The sequence below is a fragment of the Nocardioides sp. genome, from assembly GCA_037045645.1.
Lineage (GTDB): Bacteria > Actinomycetota > Actinomycetes > Propionibacteriales > Nocardioidaceae > Nocardioides.
The window spans coordinates 56,834-69,902 of record JBAOIH010000003.1 but is presented as its reverse complement, the minus strand read 5'-3'; the positions used below and the strand labels follow the sequence as shown (position 1 = coordinate 69,902).

Annotated in this window: 12 protein-coding genes; 3 read left to right on the top strand and 9 right to left on the bottom strand. The window is 68.4% G+C overall.

The genetic code is table 11. From position 1 onward, the window contains the following. Nucleotides 1-49: 49 nt before the first annotated feature. The 3 genes from V9G04_12095 to V9G04_12085 are packed head-to-tail and all read right to left on the bottom strand — an operon-like array spanning nucleotide 50 to nucleotide 3,040. Nucleotides 50-2,371 carry a LuxR C-terminal-related transcriptional regulator gene (locus V9G04_12095; GenBank protein MEI2713997.1) on the bottom strand — a complete coding sequence of 774 codons (2,322 nt, stop codon included), beginning with the start codon at nucleotides 2,369-2,371 and terminating at the stop codon, nucleotides 50-52. Beyond that, nucleotides 2,286-2,519 carry an ATP-binding protein gene (locus V9G04_12090; protein MEI2713996.1) on the bottom strand — a complete coding sequence of 78 codons (234 nt, stop codon included), beginning with the start codon at nucleotides 2,517-2,519 and terminating at the stop codon, nucleotides 2,286-2,288. The genes V9G04_12095 and V9G04_12090 overlap by 86 nt, the downstream gene beginning before the upstream one ends. Continuing rightward, entirely contained in the window at nucleotides 2,513-3,040 is a 528-nt protein-coding gene (locus V9G04_12085) for a hypothetical protein (protein ID MEI2713995.1), read from the bottom strand. The genes V9G04_12090 and V9G04_12085 overlap by 7 nt, the downstream gene beginning before the upstream one ends. A gap of 271 nt (nucleotides 3,041-3,311) precedes the next feature. Between V9G04_12085 and V9G04_12080 the strand changes: the two genes are divergently transcribed. Next, entirely contained in the window at nucleotides 3,312-4,946 is a 1,635-nt protein-coding gene (locus tag V9G04_12080) for a calcium-binding protein (GenBank protein ID MEI2713994.1), read from the top strand. Between the two features lie 28 nt (nucleotides 4,947-4,974). Here V9G04_12080 and V9G04_12075 read toward each other — a convergent pair whose 3' ends face one another. Further along, on the bottom strand, nucleotides 4,975-5,661 hold the full coding sequence (locus tag V9G04_12075; GenBank protein ID MEI2713993.1) for a TrmH family RNA methyltransferase: 687 nt from the start codon (nucleotides 5,659-5,661) through the stop codon (nucleotides 4,975-4,977). A gap of 36 nt (nucleotides 5,662-5,697) precedes the next feature. Between V9G04_12075 and V9G04_12070 the strand changes: the two genes are divergently transcribed. Both V9G04_12070 and fbaA read left to right on the top strand, forming a co-directional pair. Further along, the gene (locus V9G04_12070; protein MEI2713992.1) at nucleotides 5,698-6,432 is read left to right on the top strand and encodes a VTT domain-containing protein; all 735 of its coding nucleotides are present in this window, start codon (nucleotides 5,698-5,700) and stop codon (nucleotides 6,430-6,432) included. A 137-nt stretch (nucleotides 6,433-6,569) separates the two neighbouring features. Further along, on the top strand, nucleotides 6,570-7,604 hold the full coding sequence (gene fbaA, locus V9G04_12065) for a class II fructose-bisphosphate aldolase (protein MEI2713991.1): 1,035 nt from the start codon (nucleotides 6,570-6,572) through the stop codon (nucleotides 7,602-7,604). A 185-nt stretch (nucleotides 7,605-7,789) separates the two neighbouring features. Here fbaA and V9G04_12060 read toward each other — a convergent pair whose 3' ends face one another. The 5 genes from V9G04_12060 to V9G04_12040 form a co-directional block, all read right to left on the bottom strand. After that, nucleotides 7,790-9,262, bottom strand: coding sequence for a DHA2 family efflux MFS transporter permease subunit (locus tag V9G04_12060; protein MEI2713990.1), 1,473 nt, complete (start codon nucleotides 9,260-9,262; stop codon nucleotides 7,790-7,792). A gap of 42 nt (nucleotides 9,263-9,304) precedes the next feature. Next, a complete protein-coding gene (locus tag V9G04_12055) occupies nucleotides 9,305-9,715 on the bottom strand; it encodes a DUF3151 domain-containing protein (GenBank protein MEI2713989.1) in 411 nt (136 codons plus the stop codon). A 32-nt stretch (nucleotides 9,716-9,747) separates the two neighbouring features. Next, a complete protein-coding gene (locus tag V9G04_12050) occupies nucleotides 9,748-10,080 on the bottom strand; it encodes a hypothetical protein (protein ID MEI2713988.1) in 333 nt (110 codons plus the stop codon). Nucleotides 10,081-10,094: 14 nt separating this feature from the next. Beyond that, entirely contained in the window at nucleotides 10,095-11,792 is a 1,698-nt protein-coding gene (lysS, locus tag V9G04_12045) for a lysine--tRNA ligase (protein MEI2713987.1), read from the bottom strand. A 126-nt stretch (nucleotides 11,793-11,918) separates the two neighbouring features. Beyond that, entirely contained in the window at nucleotides 11,919-12,971 is a 1,053-nt protein-coding gene (locus V9G04_12040; protein MEI2713986.1) for a hypothetical protein, read from the bottom strand. Nucleotides 12,972-13,069: the final 98 nt, after the last annotated feature.

Genomic DNA, 13,069 nt, shown 5'->3' with positions numbered 1-13,069 from the left:
CACACCTCTGGTGCGGTCTGGTCGAGGACCAGGAAGCTGCGCCGCTGGATCAGTCCGGCTCGCCAGCGAGCATCGCGACGAGCTGGGCGCGGTTGCTGGCCCCCAGTTTGCGGCGGGCGCTGGCGATCTGGGTTTGGACGGTCCGGTGGGCGATGCCGAGCCGGGCGGCGATCTCCGCGTCCGTGTGACCCGCGGTCGCCAACGCGGTGACCTCCTCCTCACGGGCGCTCAGCACCGAACCGCTCGACCGCGAAGCCGGCACTCGTACGCCAAGGGCACGCAACGACCGTCCGCACCGCGCGACGACGGGCGCGAGGCCCAGCTCCCTGGCCTCGGTGGCAGCATCCTCGAGCAGCGTACGAGCGTCGTCGCGGCCGGCTAGCCGGGCCGCCTCGCCCGCACCCCAGCGGCACAGCAGCGCCCGGTCGAGCCTGGGGCCGTGGGCCGAGGCGGCCTTGAGGAACAGGTCGTGAGCCGCGGCGAAGTTGCTCGCGGCGAGCGAGGCGATGCCGTCGAGTTCGGCGGGGACGCCGGCGAGCAGTCCTGCCTCCTCCAACAACGGCCGTTCGGGAAGCGGGAGGCCAGCGTCGAGGGCTGCCCACGCCCATACCTGCGCGGCGTCGGTGAGGATGAACTCGTCAGGGTTCATCGCCAGGAAGGGTGCGTGCTCGTCGTGGGCGCGCTCCGCCTGTCCGGCGAGCAGGTAGGCGGTGCCGCGGACCTGGTGGTAGGCCATGACGTGGGAGTCGTGACCCTCGAGCTGGGCAGTGCAGGTGAGCGCCTGTTCCAGCTCGCCGAGCTGGGCATGGGCCGAGCCGATGGTGGCCAAGGTGTCGTAGCGGTCGATCGGGCGCAGCGGTTTCGCGAGCAGTTGGGTGCCCTCGGCGACCACGTGGCGCAGGTCGGCGCAGTAGGCCGCGGCGGTGAGCTCACAGGTGTCGAAGCACAGCTCCCACCGGGTTAGGCGCAGCCTGCGGCAGCGCTCGATCATTTCGCGCACGAGCTCGCGTGACGCTTCGACCTGGGCGTCGGAGAGCAGCGCGATGAAAAGGTTGAGAGCCGAGGTGACCTCGAGGAACGAGTTGCCCGACTCGCGCGCGGCCAGCACCGCGCCGCGCAGCAGCCGGGCCTTCTCCTTCATCGTCGGGGCGGAGTCGCCGGCCACCTTGATGGCCTCGCCGGTCGAGTGGCCGCGCGCCTGTGCGGTCTCAAGCGCGTGCAGCGCCAGCGCGTGGGCCTTGACCGAGTCGCGATCCATCAGCAACACCTTGGACGCATTGGTCGACAGCAGCCGTGTCTGGATCGCACTGCCCTCGGGCGCGACAGCGGTGGCCTCGGCGAGGAGCTCGACGTAGTCGTTCCAGCGCCCCTGCTGGAAGGCGATCGACGTGCGGACGACGAGTGCCCGGGCCAGCAACTCGGGGTCGTCGGGCAGGTCGGTGACGAGGCGGTCGGCTGCGTTGAGTTGGAGGGCCCGGACGGCGGCCTCGGCGGCCTCGACCCGCAGCTCGGTCGCCGTCTGTGGGTCGGCGGCTTCGGCAGCGGTGACCAGGAATGACCAGCGCTCGCCCAGCGTGGCGGCAGAGCCGACCGCCTCCATCGCCGCCGCGTAGGCGGCGTCGCGCTCGCCCGCAGCGAGTAGGTGCCGGGCGCGCTCGCCAGGGTGCTCGGCCAGGTCGACCAGCGCGCGATGGCAGCGCACCGCGCGGTCGCGCGCGATCAGTTGGCCGAACACCTCTCCGATCAGCGCGTGCCGGATCGACACCTCGCCGCGGCTGGTCATGGTGAGCCCCGAGTCAGCGAGACCCTGGGCGCCAGGCACCTGCGCCTGCGGAAGCGGGCGGCCGGCGAGGGCCAGCAGCGCGAGCGCTTCGAGTTGATCCTCGGGCAGCGCGCGGCAGCGGGCCAACAGCGACAACTCAAGGCTGGTGATGTCGTGCGGCGAGCGGGCGAGTTCCTCGACGAGCAGCGGGTTTCCACCGCTGCGATCGACGATGGAGGCGACCTCCTCGGGCACCATGCCCGGCCGCACACGTAATGCCAACTCGGCGGCGTCGGGCCCCTCGAGCGGATCGAGATCGAGGCGCTTGGCGTCTACGTCGGCCATCGCCGCCAGTGCCGCTTCGGCGCCCGGGTCACCGCGACGTACGGTCACCACGAGGCGTACGCGACCGGCCAGCAACCCCAGTGCCTGGACCGTCGCGGGGTCGGCCCAGTGCAGGTCTTCGACCCACAGCACACCGTCGCCGACGGCGGTCTCGATCTGCAGGGCGACGTGCTCGGGGTCACCGGTCCAGATGTCGTCGGGCAGGTCGGCGAAGGCGCGCCGCAGCGCCAGGAACGGCAGCCAATTCGAGCGTCGCGAGCGCACCCCCCTCGTGATGCTCGGCTTCGTCCAGTGCGGCTCGCACCAGCGCGCTCTTGCCCACGCCCGCCTCGCCGTGCACCAGGACGCAGGCCGTCGCGTCCCGGACCGCACTGCGGATGCGGGCCTCCTCCGAGGTGCGCCCGATCAGCATGTGACCAGACTAGCCACCACGGCTCTCACGGGGCGGGGAGTCGCTCGACCCCGGCGTCGATAGGCCGCCAGAGCGGCGCTGGTCGACTCAGCCCCCAGCGCCTGCCGCGCCGCTGCGAGCCGGCGGTCGGCCGAGCGCCGCGACAAGTGCAACGCGGTCGCCGCCGCGCCGAGGGTCGCGCCACCGGAGAGCAGCCGCAGCAGCGCGTGCTCGTCGTCGCCCAGGGTACCGGCCGGCGCGTCGACCCGGTGGTCGAGGACGCCCAGCCGACGGAGGTCGTCGCAGAGCGGGTCGAGCACCTCGCGTGGTGCCGTTGCGTCGACCAGGAGCCCGACCCCCGCGACAGCCGCGAGCACCACCTCGGCCGCCGCCAGGCCGTCGGCGACGGTGGTTGCCCAGATCGTGCCGGGACCCGCGTCGCGGTGGGAGACATGCACCTCCCAGCCGCGCGAGACGAGCTCACCGCGGGCATCCGCGAGTGCCGCTGGACCGGCCTCGACCACGACGAACGGCAGGGTCATGTCTGCGACAATAGGGGGCCTGATCGCGTCCCGCCTCCCACCGCCCGAGTTCCGGGAAGTCAGAGGTCGTAGGCACGTTGGGACCCGGCGAATGTGCAGCAGCGCGGTGAAAGGTGGCGCAAATGCACGATGCGGCGCGGGAGCGCTCGGGCCCACATTGGTGCATGGCCCGTTCGGGCTATCCGACACATCAGCCCCGGGCCGATGCCCTCCCCGGGGCAACCCGGTGCAATCCACGCTCGCCTTTTCACGATTCTCGGAGGAACTCATCATGCGCTCTCGTCCCGTCCGTCTCGCACCCCATGCCGTCGCCGCCACCGCGCTCGCGGCCACCACTGCACTCGTGGCTGCTCCAGCCCAGGCGGCCACGAGCGCCTCGTTTGCGGGGGGCGTACTGACCGTCAGCCTGGGGTCGCCCACCGGCTTCGTCGTGATGCCCTACGGGAGTGGCTACTCCGTCACCTCCGACGAGGGCATCACGAGCCTGCCGGGCTGCGGCAAGGACGACATTGACCAATGGCACTGCACGGGCGTCACCAAGGTGGTGGTGACAGGGACCAGCGGCGCCGACTACGTCTCCGTGGAAGGCGACTTCCTCGTGGAGGCCCGGCTCGGCGCCGGCGACGACGAGCTCTATGCCGAGAGCACTCGCAAAGTCACGGCCTATACCGAGGCCGGAGCGGACCGTGTGCTGCTGTCCAACCACAACAACCTGGCCAACATCCAGGCCGCCCACATCGACGGTGGCGACGGTGACGACTGGATCGTCGGCGGCTCCGGCGGCGACACCCTCATCGGCGGCTCCGGCAACGACGAGATCGCCGGGGGTGCAGGCAACGACTCCATTCAGGGCGGCGAGGGCGCTGACAAGCTCTTCGGGGGCAGGTTCGACAAGAACCCGATCGACGGCGGCGACGGTGACGACGTCCTCGACGGGGGTGGCGGCGACGACCTCATGTATGGCGGCCTGGGCGCCGACGTCTTCAACGGCGGCGCCGGAGTCGACACCGTCGACTACGACAACGCCTATGACTTCAACGTCACTCGTGTGTTCAACGCCTCCCTCGACGGCATCGCCAACGACGGCGTGAGCGGCGAGGGCGACAACATCGGCGCCGACGGCGGGGTCGAGAACCTGTTCATCGACGCGTACGGCACCTTCAACCCGATGACTGTCGTCGGCAACGACGCCGCCAACACGATCACCGGTGCTCCCTCTGGCACGGTCAGCGTCGACCTGCGCGGCGGCAACGACTCCTTCGTGGGTGGCGCCTCCGACGGCGGCACCATCAGTGTCGTTGGTGGTGCCGGCGACGACCGGATCACCACGTGGGGCAAGGAGATCAGTGTCGACGGCGGGACAGGCGCCGACATGATCAAGACTCAGGACGGCGACTCCACCGTCACCGGTGGGCCGGGGTCGGACTCGATTATCACCGGCGCTGGCAACGACACCATCAACTCCCGCGACGGCGAGGTCGACTCCATCTCCTGCGGCATCGGCGCCGACACGCTGATCGGCGACTCCCACGACGTCGTCAACGCCGACCCGCTCGCCTTCTGCGAGTCGCAGGACTTGGCCGCTGCCGTCGCTGGTGAGGTAGAAATCGCCATCGGTGCCCGCACCAAGGTGAGCAAGAAGGGCGTCGCGAAGTTCAAGGTCGCCAATGGCCTGACTAACTCGGTCACCGTCAAGGCCATCGTGAAGTCCACAAAGCCCAAACTGCGGGCCGGTGTCCGCAAGGCGACGATCAAGGCGGGCGCCAAGGGCGCCATCAAGGTCAAGCTCTCAAAGAAGGCGTTCCGACTCCTCAAGCGCAAGGGCAAGCTCAAGGTGGTTGTCACCGTGAGGATCGTGTCCGGAGCGCAGGGCAAGGTGACCCGCAAGACAGTCCTGAAGCGCTGAGCTGACCCGGCGGCCCGACCGCACGGCGTCAGCCCCGCCAGGCTTCGTCGCCGCCGAGGTTTGCGAACGCCCGGATCCACGAGTGCATGGCAATCGCGGCAGCCGCAGACGCATTGATCGACCTGGTCGAGCCGAACTGCGCGATCGAGAAGGTGCCATCACACACGTCACGTGCGGCATCGGACAGCCCCGGGCCCTCCTGGCCGAAGAGGAAGCAGACGTCACGCGGAAGTTCCATCGTCTCCAGGTGCTCCGAGCCGGGCAGGTTGTCGATGCCCCACAGACGTGGTGCGGGATCGAGGGAGGCCAGATATTTGGCGAGGGCAGGCACGTCCGAGTGATGGCGTACGTGTTGGTAACGGTCGGTGACCATCGCACCCCGCCGATTCCAGCGGCGGTTGCCGACGATGTGCACCTCGGCGGCTAGGAACGCGTTGGCCGTACGCACGATTGTGCCGATGTTGAAGTCGTGCTGCCAGTTCTCGATCGCGACGTGAAAGGTGTGCCGCCGGGTGTCCAGATCTGCGCGGATCGCCTCCAAGGTCCAATAGCGATAGCGGTCGACGACGTTGCGCCGATCGCCCTCGGCCAGCAGCGCCGGGTCGTACTCAGCACCAGAGGGCCAGGCGCCCTCCCACGGCCCCACGCCAACCTCGCCGGGGCCATGCGGCATCGGGTCGTACGGCGCTCTCGCCTCGGCGCTGGCGTCGTCCATTCGGGCAGCCTAGGGGTCGCTGGCTAGGGTGCTGTCGTGACCCACGCTGGACTGCTGCATCCACTGCTCCTGGGCATCGACTGGATGGATCCCAACTGGCTCCTGGAACGCTTCGGCGCCGAGCTCTTCTGGATCGCGTTGATCATCGTCTTCGTCGAGTGCGGGCTGTTCTTCCCGATCCTGCCGGGCGACACCCTGCTGTTCGCTCTGGGCTTGTTCATCGCGACCGGCCAGCTCGATCTCCTGCCCGGCCCGCCGTTCGTCGAACTGTTGGCAGGAATGGCCTCATTAATGGTGGCCGGGTTCTTGGGCAATATCGTGGGTTATGAGATCGGTCGCAAGATCGGGCCGCCCCTTTATGAGCGTGACGGCAGGATCATCAAGCGGAAGTACTTCGACCAGACCACCGCGTTCTTCGACAAGCACGGCAACAAGGCGCTGGTGATCGGCCGGTTCGTGCCGTTCGTACGCACCTACATCACCGTAGTCGCAGGTGTTACCAAGATGGAACGGCATCGGTTCTTCGTCTGGAGCGGCGTGGGTGCCGTGCTCTGGGTGAGTTCGATCATGCTGCTCGGATTCTTCCTCGGTGACGCCTTCCCGAGTCTGGGTGAACAGATCGACAAGTTGATCATCGTGATCGTCGCGTTCTCGTTGATCCCGCTGGTCTTCGAATGGTGGCGCCACAAGCGTACGAACGCCGCCGGCGCCGAAATCGGCTCTCACGACGGCGGACCCGACCGCGACATCCTGGGCGAGAACGTCGACTGAGGCGCGACTCAACCCCGAGCGGGACGTGACCCAACGCTCTTGCGCAAACGCCTGCCCGCCACTAGCCGATGAGGCTGACCAGCCAGTAGCCACTAGGCTGGAAACGCCGGCGATCCAGTCCGTTCAGAGGAGAAATCATGCCCATCGCCACCCCCGAGATCTATGCGCAGATGCTCGACACCGCCAAGGAGAAGGGCTTCGCCTTCCCGGCGATCAACGTGTCGTCGTCGCAGACGCTGAACGCCGCGCTCCAGGGCTTCGCCGACGCGGGTTCCGACGGCATCATCCAGGTCTCGACCGGGGGTGCCGAATACTTCTCGGGGCCGTCGATCAAGAACATGGTGACCGGCTCGGCCGCCTTCGCTGCGTTCGCCGCCGAGGTCGCCAAGAACTACCCGATCAACGTCGCGCTGCACACCGACCACTGCCCCAAGGACAAGTTGGACGGCTTCGTACGCCCCCTGATCGACATCTCCGCCGAGCGGGTCGCGCGCGGTGAGTTGCCCCTCTTCCAGTCACACATGTGGGACGGCTCGGCCGTGCCGCTGGACGAGAACCTCGTCATTGCCGAGGAACTGCTCGCCAAGTGCGCCGCAGCCAACATCATTCTCGAGATCGAGGTCGGTGTCGTCGGCGGTGAGGAGGACGGCGTCGCCCACGAGATCAACGACAAGCTCTACAGCACCCCCGAGGACGCGATCGCGACCGTCAAGGCGCTCGGGGCCGGCGAGCGTGGCCGCTACATGACCGCCCTGACCTTCGGCAACGTGCACGGCGTCTACAAGCCGGGCAACGTGAAACTGCGTCCCGAGGTGCTCAAGGCCGCCCAGGAGGCGGCGGTCGCGGAACTCGGTCTCGAGGCTGGCGCGCGCCCGTTCGACCTGGTCTTCCACGGCGGCTCGGGCTCGCTGCCCGAGGAGATCGCTGCTGCGGTCGACTTCGGTGTGGTGAAGATGAACGTCGACACCGACACCCAGTACGCGTTCACCCGCCCGGTCGTGTCGCACATGTTCAACCACTATGACGGCGTGCTGAAGATCGACGGTGAGGTCGGCAACAAGAAGCAGTACGACCCCCGCGCCTGGGGCAAGGCCGCCGAGGCCGGCATGGCCGCGCGCGTGGTCGAGGCCTGCGAGAACCTGCGCTCGACGGGGCACTCGCTCGGGGCCTGAGTCGGCCGCGAAATTGCGGGGGTCGAGCGGACCATGGTCCGCTCAACCCCCGGAGAACCGGGTGCTGAGCGGACAAATCGGGGGCTGAGTCCCCGGCCAGCCCGCTGATCCAGTCACATCCCACCACGTCCGACGGTGCGGGCGCCCAGGCGCCCGCACCGTCAGACGTGGTGCATGAAGCGAGTTCAGTCGCGTACCAGATGGCGCGGACGCTCGAAGAACAACGTGGCGACCAGCCCCACCAGCAGCACCGCCGGCAGCAACAGGATTGACTGCGCCATGGCGTCGGTGAAGGGCTGCGCGATGGCGGCGGGCAACGTGCCACTGCCGCCGAATCCCCGCGACGGATCAAGGCTCAGCCCGTTCGCCGCCAGGCGCGCGTCCATCAGCACGGCGATCGCGGCCGATCCCAGCACCGCGCCGACCTGTCGGGTGGCGTTGTAGACGCCCGACCCGGCCCCGGCGCGGGCGGGTGGCAGGTTCCGATTTGCCGTGGTGGCGAGCGGACCCCACAAGAAGGTCGACCCGAGCCCGACCAGCGCCAACGCCAGGAGGAGTTCCCACAACGGGGCGATGGGACGCATCGAGAAGTACAGCAGCACCAGACCGCCGGCCGAGATTGCGAAACCCAGCGCAGTGAGGATCCGCGGATGCACCCGGTCGGTGAGTCGCCCGGCCAGCGGCGCCATCACGATGGTCACGACGGCCATCGGGACCAGGAGGAGCCCGGCCTCAGTGGGGGAGTAGCCGCGCACCACCTGGGCGTACAACATGAACGGGAACCCCATCGCGGTGAACGTGAACCCCACGGTGGTGATGGCCAGGTTCGACACCGAGAAGTTGCGATCTCGAAATAGCGAGAGAGGTACGAGCGGTTCGTTGCGGTTGCGTGCCTGCCACCACACGAACAGTGCGAAGACCACCACGCCGCCCACGATCAGCCGCCAGACGGTGAAGGGGCCGGTGATGGTCGACCAGTCGTACTGATGGCCCTCCTGGATGCCGAACACGAGCAAGAACATCCCGGCGCCCGCCAGCGCCACCCCCAGCCAGTCGAAGCGGTGCGGATGTGTCTGCAGACGCGGCACGAGTCGGTACGCCAGCACCCAACCCAGCAGCCCGACCGGCAGGTTGACGAAGAAGATCCACTCCCAGCCGAGATGGTCGACCAGCACACCGCCCAGGATCGGTCCGACGAGCGTCGCGACGCCGGCAGTGGCTCCCCACAACGCCATCGCACTGCCGCGCCGCTCGGCCGGGAAGATCCGGGTGATCACGGCCATCGTCTGCGGAGTCATCAGCGAGGCGCCGAGGCCTTGGAAGACGCGCGCCACGATCAGGCCTTCGATCGTGCTCGTCAGCCCGCACCACAACGAAGCAAGGGTGAAGACGGTCAGCCCGAGCAGATAGAGCCGCTTGGGTCCGAAGCGGTCTCCGAGGCGACCGGTGATCAGCACCGGCACGGCGTACGCCAACAGGTACGCGCTGGTCACCCAGACGACCTCGTTGACCCCTGCGTTCAGGTCCTCGATGATCGCGGGCGTCGCCACGCTGACGATGGTCGTGTCGACCAGGATCATGAAGAAGCCCAGACACAGCGCGATCAGCGCCGGCCACGGATTCTCCAGGTGCTCGCTTTCGCGGGTCTGCTGGGTCACGGGAGAAGTCAACACCGGGCGGGTGTCGACGCTTCCCCTCGGTCAAAGCAGCGCGTCGGCGGCCTCCGCGCTGGTCTCGCGCAGGAACGTGGAGCAGCGTTCCCACTCGTCGTTCTCGCCGATGGCGCGAGCCTGGAGCGCGAGGAGCCCGAGAGCAGTGAGGAAGCCGCGGTTGGGCTCGTGTGACCACGGCACCGGACCGTGCCCTTTCCAGCCGTTGCGTCGCAGCAGGTCCAGTGAGCGGTGGTAACCGACCCGGGCGTACGCATACACGGTCACGTCGTCGGCGTCGCCGTCACGCGCCTGAGTCGCCAGTGCTGCCCACGCGGCGGGCGAGGCGGGGAACTGGCGTACGACGTCCGCAGCCGACTGGCCCGCGGTGAGTGCCTGGTCGGCGGGGTCGGCGGGCAGCAGGGTGGGCGGCGGTCCGGCCATCAGATCGACATAACTCATGGGCCAAGCCTGCCATGAGCGCAGGCCCGAGGTCAGCGGGAGCCGACGAAGACCGCCGCGAGCAGCCCGGCACAGGCGACCATGACGCCCCCGATCGTGAACCACTGGATCCGCCGGGGCCAGCGGAAGAGTTGCGCGACCAACAGCAGCACAACGCCGGCGCAGCCTGCGACCATGCAGGCGGTCTTGAGCGCCGGGGTGGCCGACTCCGACATCGCGCCCGCGACCAGGCCGATGATCGCGACAGTCACCGCGACACGCAGCATCATGATGCGCCCGAGGTCCTCGCCGATGTACGCCCCGAGGTCGCCGCCGTCGGCATCGTCGGGGATCTCGTGCGGGTCCAGCGGGTGCCGGTCACTCACGGAGGGAGGCCTTCCTAGTCGCTGCCGAGAAGCGGAGCCACGCGCTCTCGGCCGAGGGCGAGCAGCAGCGTCGGCAGTCGTGGGCCGCGATCCTTGTCGACCAGCAGGTTGTAGAGCAGCCGGAAGAAGTCCTTCTGGTCCGCCTTCACCTCGTCGGTGGGATCGTCGTCCACGGTAAGTCCGCGGGCCAGTTTGGGTACGCCGTAGACCAGGCCGGTGAGATGGTCGAGTTCGTCGGAGAAGCCGTCGAGCAGCAGGCGCAGCCACTGCTGCTCCCTGTCGCTGAGCGAGTCCAGGCGTGCCATATCGGGGGTCGAGCGTACGGTCGTACGCTCATCCTCCGGCACATACTCTGCGGTCCACTGCATCGCCTTGGTGAGCCGCGGGTCGAGGTCGGCGACACCGTCGTGGGCGAAGCCGGACGACTCGACGATCCGCGAGATCTGCTCGGCCGATCCGGCTGTCACGTCGGCGACCGACGAGAGGGTCCTGAAGGGTACGACCACCCGAGGCGTCGGCAGCCCGCCAACAGCCGCCGTGCTGGACGCGCGCTCCCAGGCCAGGGTGGCTACGTCCCGCTTCTCGGGGTCTGCGGCCTTGCGCCCGAGTGCATCCCATTCGTCGTAGAGCCGGGTAACGGCCGACCCGAAGTCGATGTCGAAGGCCTGCCGCGGCTGGCGGCGTACGTAGAGCCACCGCAGGATCGGGGCCTCCAGGATACGCAACGCGTCGCTTGCGGTGGGCACGCCTCCTGCGGACGACGACATCTTCTGTACGCCCGCGAACCCGACGAAGGCATAGATGACCCGCGCGGGCGCCTTCCAGTCGAAGATGTCGCGAACGAGCTCGGTGCCGACGGTGTACGACGACCCGGGCGTCATGTGGTCGAGACCGGCCGGCTCGAAGTTGACCTTCTCGTACGCCCACCGCATCGGCCAGTCGACCTTCCACACCAATTTGCCGTCGGTGTCGGTCGAGAGATCAGTGGTGCCCTCGAACCCACAACTCGTGCAGGCGTAGGACAGCCTCGTGGTCTCGTCGTCGTACGCGGTGGTGGTGACGGTGTCGCGGCCGCACTCGCGGCAGTACGGCCGGTAGGGGAACCGCGCGATGGCGTCTGCGCCGGCCGCCTCGTCCTCATTGGCCACCGAGTCCGCCAGCGACTGCGCCTCCTGCACGCTCGCGTCCTCGTCGGCGGTGACCTTCTTCGTACGGTGTTGGGCCAGCACCGCCTCGATCTCGGCGCGCCGCCGGACTGCGAGCAGGATCTGGTCGCGGTAGTCGCCGTTGCGGTACTTCTCCGTCTGGTCGATCTCCTCCATCTCGACGCCCATCTCGGCCAGCGCGGCGCGCAGGGGCGCCTTGAAGTGCTCGGCCCAGTTGGGGTGGCACTCCCATGGATCGGGCACGTCGGAGAGGGGGCGGCCGATGTGCTCGGCCCACTCGGAGGGTACGCCGCTGGGCACCTTGCGGAAGCGGTCGAAGTCATCCCAGCTGTGCAGATGGCGAACCGGCACCCCGCGACGTCGCAGTTCCTCCGCGACGAAGTGGGGAGTGATGAACTCGCGCAGGTTGCCCAGGTGGATCGGTCCGCTCGGGGACGCGCCCGAGGCCACCGTGACGAGGTTGCCCTCGCCCGCGTGCCGGATCGCGTCATCGGCCGCCCGCGTCACCCAGTCGACCGGATCGCCTTGTTGTTTCCCTCGTGCCATGCGGGCGATTGTCTCAGCCCCCCGGCGGCGGGATCGGAGGTGGTCGAGCGGACCGTGGTCCGCTCAACCCCCGGAGATCCGGGGGCTGAGCGGACAAAGCGGGTGTCTAGCTGCTGCACGGCCGGCTCACGCTGCTCGATCCAGGTCGCTTGGGCGCCACAAGGTGCCGAGCGGGCGAGGGTGTGCATCGGCGAACCGGCGAAGGTGCTCGGGCAGGGTCTCGCCGAAGCGGGTAGCGGTCACGGCGTACTCTCGGCGCAGCCGCGCGCGAGCGATCTGACGTCCATGGCCGAAGAGGTCCTCCCAGACGATGGTGGACACCCCGAGCCCGACGGCTCGGAGGGCTGTTTCTCTCGCGCGCTGATCCCGCAGCACATTCGGTGCCGAATCTCTGGCCACGCCACCTTCCTCGGGAGGGAGCATTTTGATGAAGCCGTGGCATTCGAAGATGTGGCAGCCGATGCGGATGTCACACCACACGACGCGGCCATCCATGAGTCTGACGCCGAACTGAGTCTCGACGACCCCCAAGTCCAACTCGATGAGAAAGTCGCGCGCGAGAGTTTCAAGAGCGCTCTCTGAGCCGGCGTCGGATGCGTCGAGTGCGGAGCGTGCTCGTGCGATGTGCGGGTGTGTGTGCATGCGCGCGAGTTCCACCTCGAAGTCGACCCGGGGCACGCCGCTGTTTAGCGCGCCGTCGATGGCCACGAGGGCGTGCGTGTAACCGTGCAAGCGGCCAAGGTCCAGGGCTGTACGAGCGTGCGAGGTGGCGGGGAGGCCGTCGTGCCATTCCGTACATAGGGGCAACAGGTCGCGATGTCGCGTCACGGTCCCCGACTTTCGTGTACCGCGGCCACCACGATGGGTGAGATGGGTTCCTGGCACCTCGACGCGCAGAGTGCGTAGGCCGAGCAGTCGCGCCGCCGAGCCGTGGCTCAGCACCGCTGGTCTTCTGGCTTGGATGAGCGCCGCTCGGTCCCGTAGTTGCCAGCGCTGGCTTGCTTCGAGTTCATCCAGATGGTCTTCCGTGACATAGACGCCACTGTGGATGAGCCTCCACGGCCCGGCGGGCCTGGTGTTGGCCTTGATCTCCCGGTCGGTGTACCCAGCCGCCAAGGCTTGGACGCGGGTAAAGGCGCCGTGTTGTCGGTCGATGTCAGATTGCAGTCGTGGTCTCATGGCACGAGCCTTCGTGGCCGCGCAGACAATCGGCCGCGCTGCATGAGGGTCCTGGGGATAACGCGGCCCGGAACTGGCCTTGTGGACACAAAGTGGCG